The sequence below is a fragment of the Neobacillus sp. K501 genome, assembly GCF_053749995.1.
Genome location: NZ_JBSLYA010000002.1, coordinates 517410 through 532700 on the forward strand (window position 1 = coordinate 517410; position 15291 = coordinate 532700).

The 15291-nt window shown below is 38.6% G+C and carries 19 protein-coding genes and 3 other annotated features (1 of these 22 cut by a window edge); of the genes, 2 read left to right on the forward strand and 17 right to left on the reverse strand.

What is annotated here, in order from left to right; genetic code table 11:
* Positions 1-17, reverse strand: a binding site (T-box leader); it reaches 222 nt to the left of the window's first position.
* Positions 18-77: 60 nt separating this feature from the next.
* Positions 78-827 carry a TrmH family RNA methyltransferase gene (locus tag ACWM35_RS07105; RefSeq protein WP_454816820.1) on the reverse strand — a complete coding sequence of 250 codons (750 nt, stop codon included), beginning with the start codon at positions 825-827 and terminating at the stop codon, positions 78-80.
* Positions 828-934: 107 nt separating this feature from the next.
* Between ACWM35_RS07105 and sspI the strand changes: the two genes are divergently transcribed.
* A complete protein-coding gene (gene sspI, locus ACWM35_RS07110) occupies positions 935-1141 on the forward strand; it encodes a small acid-soluble spore protein SspI (protein WP_454816822.1) in 207 nt (68 codons plus the stop codon).
* Between the two features lie 81 nt (positions 1142-1222).
* Here sspI and ACWM35_RS07115 read toward each other — a convergent pair whose 3' ends face one another.
* Both ACWM35_RS07115 and ACWM35_RS07120 read right to left on the reverse strand, forming a co-directional pair.
* Positions 1223-2308 carry a M42 family metallopeptidase gene (locus ACWM35_RS07115; RefSeq protein ID WP_454816824.1) on the reverse strand — a complete coding sequence of 362 codons (1086 nt, stop codon included), beginning with the start codon at positions 2306-2308 and terminating at the stop codon, positions 1223-1225.
* Between the two features lie 63 nt (positions 2309-2371).
* Positions 2372-2863, reverse strand: a complete 492-nt coding sequence (locus ACWM35_RS07120) for a dUTP diphosphatase (protein WP_454816826.1) — start codon at positions 2861-2863, stop codon at positions 2372-2374.
* Positions 2864-2962: 99 nt separating this feature from the next.
* Here ACWM35_RS07120 and ACWM35_RS07125 point away from each other — a divergent pair, with 99 nt between their 5' ends.
* Positions 2963-3349 (forward strand): sigma-w pathway protein ysdB, encoded by a 387-nt coding sequence (locus ACWM35_RS07125; protein ID WP_454816827.1) that lies wholly within the window; start codon positions 2963-2965, stop codon positions 3347-3349.
* 12 nt (positions 3350-3361) lie between these two features.
* Here ACWM35_RS07125 and ACWM35_RS07130 read toward each other — a convergent pair whose 3' ends face one another.
* The 14 genes from ACWM35_RS07130 to coaE all read right to left on the reverse strand — a co-directional run bounded on the left by ACWM35_RS07130 (position 3362) and on the right by coaE (position 15278).
* A complete protein-coding gene (locus ACWM35_RS07130) occupies positions 3362-3934 on the reverse strand; it encodes a TVP38/TMEM64 family protein (RefSeq protein WP_454816829.1) in 573 nt (190 codons plus the stop codon).
* A 61-nt stretch (positions 3935-3995) separates the two neighbouring features.
* Positions 3996-4250: a DUF1294 domain-containing protein gene (locus tag ACWM35_RS07135; protein ID WP_454816831.1), complete on the reverse strand. Its 255-nt coding sequence runs from the start codon at positions 4248-4250 to the stop codon at positions 3996-3998.
* Positions 4251-4311: 61 nt separating this feature from the next.
* Positions 4312-4671 (reverse strand): 50S ribosomal protein L20, encoded by a 360-nt coding sequence (gene rplT, locus ACWM35_RS07140; RefSeq protein ID WP_454816833.1) that lies wholly within the window; start codon positions 4669-4671, stop codon positions 4312-4314.
* Between the two features lie 36 nt (positions 4672-4707).
* Positions 4708-4908, reverse strand: coding sequence for a 50S ribosomal protein L35 (gene rpmI / locus ACWM35_RS07145; protein ID WP_454816835.1), 201 nt, complete (start codon positions 4906-4908; stop codon positions 4708-4710).
* 17 nt (positions 4909-4925) lie between these two features.
* A complete protein-coding gene (gene infC, locus ACWM35_RS07150) occupies positions 4926-5429 on the reverse strand; it encodes a translation initiation factor IF-3 (RefSeq protein WP_454816837.1) in 504 nt (167 codons plus the stop codon).
* 126 nt (positions 5430-5555) lie between these two features.
* Positions 5556-5687, reverse strand: a sequence feature (ribosomal protein L20 leader region).
* Between the two features lie 169 nt (positions 5688-5856).
* Positions 5857-7791: a threonine--tRNA ligase gene (gene thrS / locus ACWM35_RS07155; protein ID WP_454816839.1), complete on the reverse strand. Its 1935-nt coding sequence runs from the start codon at positions 7789-7791 to the stop codon at positions 5857-5859.
* A 111-nt stretch (positions 7792-7902) separates the two neighbouring features.
* Positions 7903-8145, reverse strand: a binding site (T-box leader).
* Positions 8146-8286: 141 nt separating this feature from the next.
* Entirely contained in the window at positions 8287-9159 is an 873-nt protein-coding gene (locus ACWM35_RS07160; RefSeq protein ID WP_454816841.1) for a putative sporulation protein YtxC, read from the reverse strand.
* A gap of 140 nt (positions 9160-9299) precedes the next feature.
* Positions 9300-10229, reverse strand: a complete 930-nt coding sequence (dnaI, locus tag ACWM35_RS07165; RefSeq protein ID WP_454816843.1) for a primosomal protein DnaI — start codon at positions 10227-10229, stop codon at positions 9300-9302.
* An 11-nt stretch (positions 10230-10240) separates the two neighbouring features.
* Positions 10241-11626: a replication initiation and membrane attachment family protein gene (locus ACWM35_RS07170; protein ID WP_454816845.1), complete on the reverse strand. Its 1386-nt coding sequence runs from the start codon at positions 11624-11626 to the stop codon at positions 10241-10243.
* A gap of 96 nt (positions 11627-11722) precedes the next feature.
* Positions 11723-12184, reverse strand: coding sequence for a transcriptional regulator NrdR (gene nrdR / locus ACWM35_RS07175; RefSeq protein ID WP_454816847.1), 462 nt, complete (start codon positions 12182-12184; stop codon positions 11723-11725).
* Positions 12185-12278: 94 nt separating this feature from the next.
* Positions 12279-12677, reverse strand: coding sequence for a hypothetical protein (locus tag ACWM35_RS07180; protein ID WP_454816849.1), 399 nt, complete (start codon positions 12675-12677; stop codon positions 12279-12281).
* 108 nt (positions 12678-12785) lie between these two features.
* Complete coding sequence (gene speD, locus ACWM35_RS07185; protein WP_454816851.1) at positions 12786-13160, reverse strand: adenosylmethionine decarboxylase; 375 nt, start codon at positions 13158-13160, stop codon at positions 12786-12788.
* A 315-nt stretch (positions 13161-13475) separates the two neighbouring features.
* Positions 13476-14507: a glyceraldehyde-3-phosphate dehydrogenase gene (locus tag ACWM35_RS07190; RefSeq protein ID WP_454816853.1), complete on the reverse strand. Its 1032-nt coding sequence runs from the start codon at positions 14505-14507 to the stop codon at positions 13476-13478.
* Between the two features lie 168 nt (positions 14508-14675).
* Positions 14676-15278: a dephospho-CoA kinase gene (gene coaE / locus ACWM35_RS07195; RefSeq protein ID WP_454816855.1), complete on the reverse strand. Its 603-nt coding sequence runs from the start codon at positions 15276-15278 to the stop codon at positions 14676-14678.
* Positions 15279-15291: the final 13 nt, after the last annotated feature.

Consider the following 15291-nt stretch of genomic DNA (forward strand, 5'->3'; position numbering starts at 1 on the left):
TCCGTCATCGTTTTTGATATTTTCAATATAGTTCATTATTATATATCAACTTTGCAGTTGATTCAAACTAGTATTGCCTATTTTTTTAAAGAATATAAGAGAATCCCGGTAGCTACGGCTACATTTAAGGATTCACTCTTGCCATATATCGGGATATAGAGGTTGGCCGTTGTTTTGGCTAACAGTTCTTTATGGACACCATTCCCCTCATTTCCGACGATTAAGCCAAATGAATCACTGGTGGAAGTATCAGTATATGCAGAAGCTCCTTCGAGTGCTGTACCGTAAACTGGAATATTTTTTCCTGCTAGTTTATCGATCCATTCAGAAAGTTCCCCTCTAATGATCGGCAGGTGGAAGTGACTTCCTTGTGCAGAACGTAATACCTTTGAGTTAAAGACATCTACACTTCCTCGACCGACAATCACCGCATCAATTCCTGCTGCGTCAGCGGTGCGAATCATTGTCCCAAGGTTCCCAGGATCCTGGACAGCATCGATTAAAAGATACGTTTTTGCATGGGGGGCTTCCTTTTCAATTTGGGAGCAAACAGCATAAATTCCTTGTGGTGCTTCGGTATCAGATAGTGTATTAGAAATTTCTTCGGTAACAAGCGTTACACCTGCTGAACCAGTATCCCAGCCTGGCGGAAGCCCTACTTTTTCAGAAATAATAATATCAATCACTTGCTCTTTTTCTTTTAACGCCTCTTCTACTAAATGAAAGCCCTCGACGATAAAGGTTCCGGATTTATCTCGTTCTTTTTTTGTTAAAAGCTTTTTCCATTGCTTTACTTGTGGATTATTGATGGATTGAATATGTTTCAAGATAGTGCTCCTTCTGTTTTTTCTCATTATATCCTAACAAAAATACATAATAAAACCAAAATAAGAAATCATAAAAAAGAAATAGGTTAATAAAGGAGTGCATAACCATGAACCTTAACTTACGAAATGCCATTATTCACAATGTTTCCGGAAATTCACAAGCAGAATTAGAAGACACGATTGTCGATGCAATACAAAACGGAGAGGAAAAAATGCTTCCTGGCCTTGGTGTATTATTCGAAATCATCTGGAAGAACTCATCCGAAGAAGAGAAAAAAGAAATGCTTCAATCCCTTGAGAGTGGACTAAAATAACTCGTGTGTGCTGCCGATATTATCGGCAGTTTTTTTATTTAAAAAATCCCCGACATGATCGTCGAGGAAAGAATGGATATATTAATCAAAGGTAATTTTATCAACCGTTTCACGGTCTAAGCGCTTGATCACTTCAACGATTAGTTTCACTGCGTTTTCATAATCATCACGGTGAAGCATGGCTGCATGGGAGTGAATATAACGGGTTGCAATCGTAATCGCTAAGGTTGGAACACCGTTATGAGTCATATGAATAGAACCAGCGTCGGTTCCTCCCCCAGGGATCGCATCAAATTGATACGGAATGCCCAGTTCATCCGCAAGATCCGTAATAAAATCCCGTAAACCTTTATGAGATACTAATGAAGCGTCATAGAGAATGATTTGTGGACCATTGCCCATTTTACTCATCGCTTCTTTTTCAGAAATTCCCGGTGTGTCACCAGCAATACCGACATCCACTCCAAAACCGATATCCGGTTGGATTTTCGCTGCGGATGTACGTGCTCCACGAAGTCCTACTTCTTCTTGAATCGTCCCTACACCGTAGACTTCATTTGGATGATCAACACCCTTCAATTGTTTCAAAACGTCAATGGCAATGGCACAGCCAATTCGGTTATCCCAAGCTTTAGCCAACAGCATTTTTTCATTGTTCATCACCGTAAATTCAAAATATGGTACGACCATATCCCCTGGACGAACACCCCACTCCATTGCTTCTTCGCGGCTTGAGGCACCAATATCAATAAACATATCTTTAATTTCTACTGGTTTTTTACGTGCTTCTGGCGAAAGAATATGAGGCGGCTTCGAGCCGATAACCCCAATGACATCGCCTTTTTTCGTTACAATCGTAACGCGCTGGGCAAGCATAACCTGTGACCACCAGCCTCCTACGGGTTGAAAACGAAGGAATCCTTTGTCATCAATTTGCGTGAGCATGAAACCAACTTCATCTAAGTGACCGGCAACCATGATTTTCGGACCGCCTTCTTTGCCTACTTTCTTGGCAATTAAACTTCCCAGTCCATCTGTTGTTACCTCATTTGCATATGGTGCTATGTATTTTTTCATTACCTCACGAACTTCTCGTTCATTTCCAGGAATACCTTTGGCATCTGTTAATTCCTTTAACATCGTTAAAGTTTCATCTAATTTCACCATTGCCTGTGCCCCCTATTTGAATATGTAGGACTTCATTATACAGAAAATAAAAAAAATTATCAGCTAATAGTCATTTTGTTGTCTTTGATAATTTACTTCATTTTTTTGAAAATATGCTTGTTCCATTTCATTGTATGTAATTCCAAGCAATTCACCCAACTGCAAATATGCCTCAAAAAGTGAGGTATAGTCGGTGATAGACTTAGATTTTTGAAAATGGCTAACTTTTTCATTTATGAAAAGAAATTGCTCTGTTACATTTTTATTAGTTGGCTCAGCCTTGATCAATAATGACAGATTATGAAAATCACATTCAATTCCCAGCGATAAGATGAAGTGAATACCATCCACATACTCCTCTAAAATCACCTGTTTAGCTGAAGATGGTTTGATACTCCAAAATTTAAAGCATCGGGTTTCATTTGCTAACTCAGATACTTCCACTAATAAAGCAAGGATTTTCCGATTAAATAAATCTTCAGTCTCTAGCTCGTGCTTTTCTTCAATATGTTGATCCAATGCCTTTTGCATTTCAAATAATTTTTCTAGCTGCATTTATTATCACTCCTTAACAAAATTATATCAAAACCAGAATGACATGAAACCTTTTTCAGCTTCAATCGTATATTAGGAAAAAAGCTAGGAGGCATACCAATGATTTGGCTGTTGCGCTTAGTGATCGTTATTTTTCTCTTTTCCCTGATTTATTTGACAATAAAGTTTCTATTTACACCCAAACGCAAATTAGAATCGGCGCGAAAACATAAACGATTTTTGCTGTTAGATCATGAAGAAGCGTTAAAGAATTTTCACCTAACCTACAATGGGGTTATCTTCACTGGAGAAAAATATTTGGGGACTACAAAAAACAGCATTGACGTTGTTTCAATATCACTTTCACTAGAAAATCCAACTCTGCTAAATAGGCTGAGGAAGGAAGATTTTTTTTACATCGAGAACAAAATTCTCGAAAAATATCCAGCTGCCGAAATCCACTGGAAAAGTCCAATCCAGGTTTATAGCAGCAAAAATAGCCGCTGAATCAGCGGCTATTTACGTTGTGGCTTTAAAAAATTCTTTCCATTTGATAATATTTTGTTTTTCCCTTAACAAGTAAATAAGACATGTTAAAGCAATAAGCAGGACGATAATCAGCGATGGGGTAAATCGACTAATATACCCTCCAAATACCGTATAAAAAAGGGCTAACGGAACATTGGTCAAAAACGAGGCTTTCATATATTCCTTAAAATTTCGCTTTCTTTGCAAAAGGCAAAAACTTAATAAATGATAGTGAACAAATGGAATAAGCCTTAAAAGTGCAATTTGGCCGGCAGTCAAATTACGATACTCTCCAAACCAGCGATTTTTCAGCCGGATAAGGCGATCACGCGTTTTTGGCATTTTCTCGATGAAGAGAAAGAACAAGAGGCTGACTCCCATCAAGCCGATAATCGAATAAAGGGTACCCAAAACAGTTCCAAAAAGGACACCGCCCCCAATGACAACCACTGATACAGGAAGGAATATAAACGATCTGAGTAAATGAAAAAGTATGAATGCCAATGGAGCAAAAATTCCCCCTGCTTCCACAAATACTAACAATACTGACAGATCCTCATTCATTTACCATGCCCCCTGTTGAAAAACTAGCTTGTTAGTTAAATATATAAAGCGGTCAAGTCAATTATGCCAAAAACAAATATAGAAGAATGATTTGAATAATAGCCAGCAAAGGGAAACCAAACTTAAACGATGTATGTTTGGTTTTATGACGGAAAAGCTGCATCCCTGCTGTAGCTCCTATTGCTCCGCCAAATATCGCTACAAGCCACAAGGTTTTTTCACTAATGCGATACTGGTGGCGTTTTGCACGTGTTTTATCGATACGCATTATCGCTAGTCCGACCACATTCATAATGGCAATAGCCAGTAATGTCATCCTAATCACCTCACCTATAGAAAAAGCCATCCTCTTCGCGTAGAGAATGGCTTTATATTAATTACTTATTGTTTTGTTGTTTAGCTACTTCAGCTAATTGAGCGAAAGCTTGAGCATCGCTTACTGCTAATTCAGCAAGCATTTTGCGGTTTACTTCGATACCAGCAAGCTTTAAACCGTGCATTAAACGGCTGTAAGAAAGACCGTTGATGCGTGCAGCTGCGTTGATACGAGTAATCCATAATTTGCGGAAGTCGCGCTTCTTCTGGCGACGATCGCGGAATGCATACATTAAAGATTTCATAACCTGTTGGTTAGCAACTTTGTATAATGTATGTTTTGAACCATAATAACCTTTAGCTAATTTAATAACTTTTTTACGACGCTTGCGCGTTACAGTACCGCCTTTAACACGTGGCATGTATTTTCCCTCCTATAATAAATCGTAAGCTTACGATTACTTGATGTTTGTTAATAAGAAACGAATGCGCTTGAAATCGCCTTTAGATACGATACCAGCTTTACGAAGCTTACGCTTAGCTTTTGTTGATTTGTTTGCAAATAAGTGGCTAGTATAAGCGTGTGAACGCTTCAGTTTACCAGAACCAGTTTTCTTGAAACGCTTTGCAGCGCCGCGGTGAGTTTTCATTTTTGGCATTGGAATAGTCCTCCTTATTACTTTTCGATTTTAGGTGCAAGAACTAGGAACATACTGCGTCCATCCATTTTTGGATGAGACTCGATGCTCGAAACTTCCTTACACTCTTGAGCAAAACGGTCTAACACACGTTGACCGATTTCTTTATGGGTAATCGCTCGGCCCTTAAAGCGGATTGATGCTTTTACCTTGTCGCCTTTTTCCAAAAACTTAATCGCATTACGAAGCTTTGTATTAAAGTCGTGCTCATCGATTGTTGGGCTTAGACGAACTTCTTTTGTTGTAATGATCTTTTGATTCTTACGAGCTTCTTTTTCTTTCTTTTGCTGCTCGAATTTAAATTTGCCATAATCCATAATGCGGGCTACCGGAGGCTTTGCATTTGGTGCTACAAGTACCAAATCAAGATTCACTCGTCCAGCAATCTCTAACGCTTCAAATTTGGATTTGATTCCTAATTGCTCGCCATTTTGGTCAATTAGACGAACTTCGCGAGCGCGAATGCCCTCATTTAACAACATGTCTTTGCTAATAATTAGCCACCTCCAAGGTTAATCACGAATACAACATTCAGGTTAAGAAGAACCGAAAAGCTTCTTTTTCACCCTGCTGCTTCGGCAAGTACTGAACAACTTAATACTTTATTTACAAATAAAAAAGTGCGGATGCATACACCCACACTTTACGAAACATAAGTAAAGAACAAAATAGTTCACGTAAAACCTGCCAACTGCTTGATGCGTCAATCAGGTGAGAAGCGGGTGCTTCTTCTTTCCTAAATAAGTATTCAATTTTTACCTTAATAACTATAACATAAGCAAAGACCTAATGTCAAACGTACATTTCTTATGACAACGAAATTTATTTTAACAAGAAACGAAAAATTATTCAATAGGAAAATTTTTATTTCTGAAAAACAAAAGGGAGGCGAGCCTCCCTTTTGAAAAATTATCCACGTTTTACTTCTGCATTTATGCTGTCAACAAATGCTGCAAATCCAATTGTTTCGGACTTTTGCTCACCATATTTACGGACGTTAACGGCATTTTCTTCGACTTCTTTGTCACCGACAACAAGCATGTATGGAATTTTTTGCATTTGTGCTTCGCGGATCTTGTAACCGATTTTTTCATCACGGCCATCAAGCTCAACACGGAAGCCTTCGTTTTGAAGCTGCTCTTGAACTTGTTTAGCATAATCATAGTGTACCCCAGGTGATACTGGTATTACTTGAACTTGAACTGGTGCCAACCAAGTTGGGAATGCACCTTTGTACTCTTCAATTAAGAAGGCAACAAAGCGTTCCATTGTCGAAACCACTCCGCGGTGGATAACGACTGGACGATGCTGTTTACCATCTTCCCCTACGTAAGTTAAATCGAAACGCTCTGGAAGTAAGAAGTCCAATTGTACAGTGGATAGTGTTTCATCCTTACCTAAAGCTGTTTTTACTTGGACGTCCAGCTTAGGACCGTAGAAAGCTGCTTCTCCTTCTGCCTCGTAGTAATCAAGCCCCAAGTCATCCATCGCTTCCTTCAGCATGCTCTGTGCCTTTTCCCACATCGCATCATCATCATAATACTTTTCAGTATCTTGAGGATCACGGTAGGATAGGCGGAAGGAATAATCGTTAATATTAAAGTCCTTATAAACAGCTAAAACAAGGTTTACTACTCTTTTGAACTCATCCTTGATTTGGTCTGGGCGGACAAATATATGAGCATCATTCAAAGTCATTCCACGAACACGCTGTAAGCCTGATAAAGCACCAGACATTTCATAGCGATGCATAGTTCCAAGCTCAGCAATCCGAATCGGAAGCTCACGATAGCTGTGAATGCTATTCTTATAAACCATCATGTGATGTGGACAGTTCATTGGTCTTAACACTAGCTGCTCATTATCCATTTCCATCACAGGGAACATATCTTCCTGATAGTGATCCCAGTGACCGGAAGTTTTATAAAGATCAACACTACCCATTACTGGTGTATAGACGTGGTCATAACCAAGACGTTGTTCTTTGTCGACAATATAGCGCTCAATCACGCGGCGGATAGTTGCTCCCTTAGGAAGCCATAGCGGCAATCCTTGGCCAACTAATTGTGAACTTGTGAAAAGGCTCAATTCTTTCCCGATTTTTCGGTGATCACGTTCTTTGGCTTCTTCCAGTAAACGCAAATGTTCAGCAAGATCTTCTTTCTTAAAGAAAGCTGTTCCATAAATACGCTGCAACATTTTATTCTTACTGTCTCCTCGCCAGTAGGCACCTGCAATACTTAATAGCTTAAATTCTTTTAGCTTTCCTGTTGAAGGAACATGGACACCGCGGCAAAGGTCCAAGAATTCACCTTGCTCATAGATTGTTACTTGTTCCTCATCCGGAATTGCTTCAATCAATTCAAGCTTATAGGGATCATTCATTTCCTTAAAAATCTGAACGGCTTCGGCTCGGCTTACTTCCTTACGAACAATTTCAATATTTTCATTGACGATCTTCGCCATTTCTTTTTCGATTTTTGGAAGATCTTCAGGTGTTAATGACTCTTCAATATCGATATCGTAGTAAAAGCCGCTTTCAATAACAGGACCAACTCCAAGATTTACATTTGGATATAGCCGCTTAATCGCTTGCGCCATTAAATGTGCTGTACTATGGCGTAAAACCTCTAATGCATCGTTAGAATCTGGCACAACGATTTCTATTGAACCGTCCTCTTCGATTGGACGACGAAGATCATACATTTGTCCGTTCCATTTCCCGGCAATCGCCTTTTTCTTTAGGCCCGGGCTGATGGATGCGGCAATATCTTCCGTTGTTGTTCCACGAGGAAACTCCTTCACTGCTCCATCTGGAAACGCAATTTTAACAACGTTTGACATGGTAACTCCTCCTTTTGATTTAAAAGTCAGTTTCGACTTAATTTAGTGTCCAGCTTCAGCGCCTAGGGGCTTCCGCTTTTCTAATAAAAATAAAAAAACCCGTCCCTATGGAAAAGGGACGAGTTTAATAAACACGTGGTTCCACCCAATTTTTCATTTTTAAAAAAATCTCAAAAATGACTTTAGGACAGGGTAACGGGCTGTTTCCCGTCAGGCGATTACAGTCTTCAAAGAAGCGTTCACCGCTGAAGTTTAAAGGTGGTAAGCATTCAATCCGTGCTAGGAGACTTTCAGCCATGTCCTCCCTCTCTGATAACCGTGAAAAAATACTATTGTCCTTATCATTACTTTTACTGTTTATTTTGCTATGTCTAGCTCCAGCGCTTAGTGGCTCGGGGTCATAAGCCCCTGTTCAAAGCGCTTCCGCTTTTCGGACTATGTAAGATATTATAATGACTATTTTTTGAAAAATCAATACGGTAAACACCTAATTTTCTAAGCACCATTTTCACTAGCTTCGTTTTCCTGTTGTATCCACTCTTTTATATGTCGTAAGCCCGTGTACAATTTAATTGTCACTCTTTCTTCAAAGATATTCTTTATTGTTCGTACAAGCGGTTCATCCGAATTTTTTGTATAGAGAATGATATTTCTTGGTGCTATCGATAATAATGGTGCAATTGAGGCTGAATCTACGTAAACGGGATGGTTAAACAAGAGCTTGCGGTCCACCATCCTCATTAGCTCTGCCCTTTTTATTTCAGCAAATTCCTCATTAAAAAATTTAATTTCCTCATCCAATAATAAATTCAAGGTTTCTATTTTAGGTTCCCGCTTCACTAAAAAATCACGGAGCGTCTGCACGAACATTTGATATTCCTGCTCCATTTTATATTCGTCAATAGAAATCTCAACATAACTCTCAAGCAGTTGTAAATACGGACGAAGGCGAAACTTTAAAAATGCATCAAAAGAAAACGAGATATTCCCTTTAAAAAGCTCCTCGACTGCTTCTCTAATCTTCGGTTCTTCCGTGTTCTCCTTTAAAAATACAGCAAGATCCTCCCGATTCCCTGCAAGTACAGAATAAATAATTTCCATAATTTGCTGAATTTCATCAGGATCTTCAAAGAAATATTCCTCCTGTAAAATGGCTCGAAACCAGTCATCTCGCTTTATTTTAATAATAAACTCATAAAATGCTTCTTTTACTTTTTCAAATGTAATTCCAGCTAATCTGTTATCCATAATTTTCACTATATGGTTATCTTCTGAAAGAAGAATATCTGAATGATCCTGTACGCACTTAAGCAAGTGAAGATAAAATCTTTTCGCATCCATCCTGCTTTGGAAGATGATTTCTGCCAACCAAATCCCCCCTAGTCACCAATCTCTGTTTTACTATTTATATGGGGGACTTGACCAAAATAGAAGTTAAGACAGAACAGCTTTTCCAATATTTATTTAAAATTAAAAGGATTACCGAAAAGAAATCGGTAATCCTTTTATTAGTGACGTCGGTTTGGTCCGTCTACGAGCACGGGCTCACTTAAACTGCGAATACGCTCCATGATTCTGCGCGCTTTCATTTTTTCTTCTTCCCCACGCTGACTATAAGTCAAGTGATGCTCAAGGCCTTGAAAATCAAAATTCGAGGTAAAAAAGGTTGGGAGTTTCTCCAGCATCCGGAATTGGAGAATCGGCCCTAGGACCTCATCTCTCGTCCAGCTCGAAACGGCTTCAGCACCAATATCGTCAAGCATCAAGATTGGCTCTTTTTTTAATGCCTCAATTTTTTCATTTAAGGTGGAATCAGCGATCGAACTTTTCATTTCTCGGAGCAGCTCAGGGACGTAGACAATCATCGAGCCAATTTGTTTTTTCGCCAGTTCATTCGCGATGGCACCTAACAAATATGATTTTCCCACTCCAAACTTACCATAAAGGTATAAACCTTTAGGCTTTAAGCCCGCTTCATAATTCATGAGGAAAGTAGCAGCCTTATCACCTGCATCCAATCTGCCCTGATCCCCTTCAAATTGTTCAAACGTTGCTTCCAAAATGTCTCTTGGGACATAAAGACTTTTAATCAGCCTTTGATTTTTCTTTTGTTCATCCGCCATTATTTTCCTTGGGCATTTCTTATATACAACATCTATGGTATTTCGTGTTAATACTAATTCTGGGTGATGCCCCTTCAAAAAATTAATGCATCCATCAAGACTCTCACACCGGTTACACTCTTTACTTTGGTTCGTATACTCATAAAGTTTCATCATACTTTTTTCAACCATCGCTTGGTTAATCTCGTCTTTATGTTCGGTTAAAAAGGCCTTTATTTCCGGATTTTGAAGGACCTGCTGCCGCTGTTGTTCATATCGCTTCTGAAAGTTTTCATTTGAAGCCAAACGCTTCAGTGTTTGATTAATCCTTTCCAACTATCTCACCCCTATTTCCGAAAGGCTTTTAATTTTTCTTCAATCGCCCGTTTTTTCGCTTCTAGGTCTTTGTCCGTCTGACCCACAGCATCTTTTCCTGTTTCTTCCGTTTTATCATCAAACCAATCAGGTAAAACTTCTTTGCGTATTGGTTTTTGTTTCGTTGTCTTTCCAGTACTTTTGTTATTCGTCCAGCTATTTTCTTTCTTCGCAATTTCCATTGCGTCTTTCACCGTATTCACTTGTTTTCTTGCCCAGTGACTAGCGATCGACTCGACAAATCCTTTTGTGAATTTCATATCGGTTTTTCTCATGACGACATCAATCAAGACATTAATGACACCAGGCTGAAGCTTATACTTAATCATAAGTTCTTCTAATATTTTCAGATCCGAATTGGAAGGCTCTACTCCCCCTGAAAGCTCTTTAAAAACTTGTAACGGAGGATTTGTTTCAAAATAACGAATTAATTTTTCCTCAGGAGTTTTCGGTTCGGTCAATTGAACCTGATGGGCCACCGGCTGGATTCGGGTAATCAAGCTTGGAAGCTGATCATAATTGACAAACTGATACCAGTCACGGGCACCCTTCCTTAACTCTTCGATATCAATCTCATCATTCTCATTAATAGCGCCTAGAACGAACTTTTTCATTTCAATTGGATCAATATTATAAAGAAATGCAAGATTGCTAATCACATCTTTTACCTTTTTAGATAAGGCCTTCTTAGGGACGAGTGAATCATTTAATCCTGCCTTTAACATCTCAAAATTAAATTCTTGATTTTCGATTTGAATCGGGGTTTGCTCAGTCCGCCCAATAAACTGTTGATTCGGCTCCGTTTCTAGTGCCTCAGAATGTTCTTGCATGTACTGAAGACTGCTAGGTGTTGCGGAAGCAAATACATCTTGAAAGGCTCTTGTTACCTCTGCATAATCTTCCTGCGGAGGTTTTTGTTGGTCGCTGAAAAAGCGTTTTAGCCGGGCAAAGTGATTTTTCCCGATCTTTCGATATAAATAAATATTTAACATTCCATCAAGAAAGAATTGCTCTGGAGTTAATGGAGGCTGTAGTTCATAAATAAATGAACGCTGCCCCTCCTCCGTATTCACATAAGTTTTTAATAAACCAATGCCTTCAAGCATCAAACGGGATTCATAAATATCCTTTAAATTAGCACTAAGTAAATTCATTAAAACGTGATGGGTTGAAGGCTCAGACCATAGTCTATTTTCCTCTACCTCTGCCCAGAGAGTCATATATAAACTAAAACAGGTTGAACCAATTAAGGGCTGATACAAAAACGTCAGCACTTTGCGATCATACTCATGCAGCAAACCATTTGCCCCTACTTTATAACGGTCAATGGGAATTAACTCCTGCCAATGCTGCGCCATTTTTCATTCAGACCTTTCCTTCAAATTTTTGTCCAGCTCCAGCGCCTAGGTGCTGGAGCTTTTCGAACAAAAGAGAGAGCCAAATTCCTCAGCTCCCTAAGATTTCTCTTTCTTAATTAATTCCTTTAATTCTTCAATAAAAACATTTATATCCTTAAACTGACGGTAAACGGATGCAAAACGAACATAGGCTACTTCATCGACATGTGCGAGCCTGTCCATTACCATTTCACCCACCAATTCACTTTTAATCTCAGAAATCCCCTGATTTCGAAGCTCTTTTTCCACGCCTTGTGTGATATCTTCTAATTGCTTTAAAGCAACTGGACGCTTTTCACAGGCCTTAATTAAGCCTCGTAAAATCTTATCGCGGCTGAACTCTTCCCTTGTTCCTTCTTTCTTTACCACAATTAATGGAATTTCTTCAATCTTTTCAAACGTGGTAAAGCGATATCCGCATTCTTCACATTCCCGCCTTCTTCGGGTAGCGCGCCCCTCATCAACAGGCCGGGAATCAAGCACACGTGTACCATAATTTTGACAAGAAGGGCATTTCATTGCTGATCAACTCCCCAAAAAATCCTAACACTTTTTTTCGCGGTATTCCTAATCTAATCTTATTAGAAAGAAATAGGTTACACAAGTCTAAGTATTAATTGTTTTTTCCTGCTCTAATAAACGTATGTATTTGATTAAGACGTTGATAATACGATTGGATCCTCTTCTTTAAGGTTGGGTACGATCCGGTCAGAGAAAATGATTCAGATGAAATGGTAAAGTCTACAGCTGTTTCTAATGGTCTTACAGAAACGACTGTTACGATTAAAAAACAAGGGGCCGGTTTATTAATTTCAACGGCAATCTCCCCACGCTCTTTTGATACCGTGGTAATTCTGCAATCCGCATCCTGTCTGAATAACTCTTCCACAGATTGAAAAAGCTGATTAAAAGTAGCTTTATAATAATGTGTTTTCAAAGAATCATCTTTCTGTCCATCAGAAGTTTCAATTTGTTTACTAAAACGAATAAATAAATCACCAAAAATCGACATTTCTACCTCCAAAAAAGATTGTTTACTCTATTTTACAATATTTCAAGGTAATATAAAAAGAGGTGTAAAATACATACACCTCTTGCCGTTTTCACCAAATTATTAAGCTTAAAGAGCGTTTGCCTGTTTAACGTGAACAGGGCCCATACCACGTGGAATTTCGATATTTTCACGTGTTTGTGCATTCAATGCTTCTGCAATATAATCAGCAGCAACATTTGGATTCAAATCGCCGCAAGTATACACATCAATGCTCGCATATCCATGCTCTGGGAAACTATGAATCGTTAAGTGAGATTCAGAAATAATGACCACACCGCTTACACCTTGTGGAGCAAATTTATGAAAAGCTACCTCGCGAATTTCTGCTCCTGATTTTAAAGCTGCTTCAACAAATGTCTGTTCAATAAAGTTCATATCATTTAATTTTTCAAAATCGCAACCCCATAATTCAGAGATTACGTGACGTCCCATTGTTTCCATATTCATTTTCCCCCTTTAACCATTTTCGCTTCGATCTTGAAATCCTGTTATTGACGGTACCAGGTAATTACCACGGGGGAAAGTTAGTCCAGAGAGGTCCTAACCCTTTAAGTAATTAATCGTTACCTAATTTCAAGAAGTTCACGATGACTAGTATACTAAGTTTATATTTTTTTTGCAACCTATCAATATAAAAATTTTTACATCATTTCGTTAATATGGATAAAAGGACATTTTCCCTCAAAAAAGCATTTTAAGTTATTTTATGCGGAATTACAATTTCTGCAACAAAAAAAGCTGTCAATCGACAGCTTTTTAACTTACTTTCACTTGGTTCTTCGTGACCATTTCTTGCACTACATAAAGAGCAAGGTCGACAACACGTGAAGAATAGCCCCATTCATTATCATACCAAGCTAGAACTTTCACTTTTCTTGTTCCCATGACCATGGTTGAAAGTCCATCTATGATGGCAGAATTAGGATTGCTGTTAAAATCTATGGATACAAGCGGCTCCATTGTGAAATCCAAAATTCCTTTTAATGAACCATTTCTTGCCTCGATAAATGCCTGGTTAATGTCGTCAACGGTAACATCCTGTTTCAGATCAACAACCAAATCAACTAAAGAAACATTTGGTGTTGGTACACGAAGCGCCATCCCGTGCAATTTACCCTTTAATTGAGGTAAAACAAGTGACAACGCTTTCGCAGCACCCGTCGAGGTAGGAATGATAGATTGTCCACACGCACGTGCTCGACGTAAATCTTTATGTGGGTTATCAATATTACGCTGGTCATTTGTATAAGCATGAATCGTTGTCATTAATCCACTTTCAATTCCAAACTTGTCATCAAGAACCTTTGCAACCGGTGCTAGGCAGTTTGTAGTACAAGAAGCATTTGAAATCACATCATGTTGATGAATATCAAGCATTTCCTCGTTAACACCCATTACAATCGTCACATCTTCGTTTTTACCTGGTGCTGTTAAAATGACTTTTTTCGCACCTGCTGCTAAATGCAGGGCAGCCTTTTCACGTGAGTTGAATTTTCCAGTCGCTTCAATCACCAGATCTATATTTAACTCTTTCCATGGCAGTTCTTCTGGATTACGATTACTTAATAATTTTATCCGTTTACCATTGACAATTAGTTCTTCGTCTAAAGCAATGATGTCCCCTTGAAATTGACCGTGAACAGTATCATATTTTATTAAGTGAGCTAAAGTTTCTGCTGGATAGCTCGCATTTATCGCAATAATATCAAGTTTATTTTCAAGGATCGCTTTTCGAAAAACCATCCTTCCAATTCTCCCAAATCCGTTAATTGCAATTCTCGCCTTCATTTTACGGCCCCTTCCGCATTAGTGTTATACTTATTAACTTGTTTGTTGGTATTAGTATAACATATTTAACGAAATAAGCGATATATAAAATGCGGATTTTTAAATGTTTTACAATTCAGATAACTAATTAACTATAAGACCAACAAAAAAAGAAGGGTTCTCCCCTTCTTAAAATGTAACTCCCCAGCCATTTATAATTTCGTTGAGCTGTTTTTTCGTTTCATTCAGTGAACCATTATTATCAATGACCGCATCGGCTAAGGCGACTTTTTCTGAAAGAGGCATTTGCGACTTTATTCTTGCCTCCGCTTCCTCTAGTGAAAGACTGTTTCTTTCCATAAGACGTTTTAGCTGTACTTCGCGATCAACGTAAACAAGGATCGTTTTCTGCACCATATGAGTTAGTTTACTTTCAAATAGCAAAGGAATATCAAGAATTACTACTTGTTCCCCGCCCTTGATGGCTGACTCAATTTTATTGTTCATTCTATTTCTTACTTCAGGATGTACAATTGAATTTAAGAGATGTCTTTTTTCTACATCATGAAAAATGATGGAACCAAGCTTCTGCCGATCAATCTCGTCATTTTCTAATAAAATTTCCTTACCAAATTCCCGAATGATTTTTTGATATGCCGGTTCACCTTTTTCAACGGCAAGGCGGGCTTCTATGTCTGCATCGACTACTGTAATGTTCATTTCCTTCAGCATATTTGAAACGGTACTTTTTCCACTGGCAATTCCGCCTGTTAATCCAATCACAAGTGACATACTCTTTTCCTTT

Coding starts and splice junctions, on each gene's coding strand:
- ACWM35_RS07180 (WP_454816849.1), bottom strand. CDS start 12,677: ATGTCGATTTTTGGTGATTTATTTATTCGTTTTAGTAAACAAATTGAA.
- ACWM35_RS07170 (WP_454816845.1), bottom strand. CDS start 11,626: ATGGCGCAGCATTGGCAGGAGTTAATTCCCATTGACCGTTATAAAGTA.
- thrS (WP_454816839.1), bottom strand. CDS start 7,791: ATGTCAAACGTTGTTAAAATTGCGTTTCCAGATGGAGCAGTGAAGGAG.
- rplT (WP_454816833.1), bottom strand. CDS start 4,671: ATGCCACGTGTTAAAGGCGGTACTGTAACGCGCAAGCGTCGTAAAAAA.
- ACWM35_RS07115 (WP_454816824.1), bottom strand. CDS start 2,308: ATGGTGAAATTAGATGAAACTTTAACGATGTTAAAGGAATTAACAGAT.
- nrdR (WP_454816847.1), bottom strand. CDS start 12,184: ATGAAATGCCCTTCTTGTCAAAATTATGGTACACGTGTGCTTGATTCC.
- coaE (WP_454816855.1), bottom strand. CDS start 15,278: ATGTCACTTGTGATTGGATTAACAGGCGGAATTGCCAGTGGAAAAAGT.
- ACWM35_RS07130 (WP_454816829.1), bottom strand. CDS start 3,934: ATGAATGAGGATCTGTCAGTATTGTTAGTATTTGTGGAAGCAGGGGGA.
- ACWM35_RS07120 (WP_454816826.1), bottom strand. CDS start 2,863: ATGCAGCTAGAAAAATTATTTGAAATGCAAAAGGCATTGGATCAACAT.
- ACWM35_RS07190 (WP_454816853.1), bottom strand. CDS start 14,507: ATGAAGGCGAGAATTGCAATTAACGGATTTGGGAGAATTGGAAGGATG.
- ACWM35_RS07135 (WP_454816831.1), bottom strand. CDS start 4,250: ATGACATTACTGGCTATTGCCATTATGAATGTGGTCGGACTAGCGATA.
- infC (WP_454816837.1), bottom strand. CDS start 5,429: ATGTTGTTAAATGAGGGCATTCGCGCTCGCGAAGTTCGTCTAATTGAC.
- speD (WP_454816851.1), bottom strand. CDS start 13,160: ATGGAAACAATGGGACGTCACGTAATCTCTGAATTATGGGGTTGCGAT.
- sspI (WP_454816822.1), top strand. CDS start 935: ATGAACCTTAACTTACGAAATGCCATTATTCACAATGTTTCCGGAAAT.
- ACWM35_RS07125 (WP_454816827.1), top strand. CDS start 2,963: ATGATTTGGCTGTTGCGCTTAGTGATCGTTATTTTTCTCTTTTCCCTG.
- rpmI (WP_454816835.1), bottom strand. CDS start 4,908: ATGCCAAAAATGAAAACTCACCGCGGCGCTGCAAAGCGTTTCAAGAAA.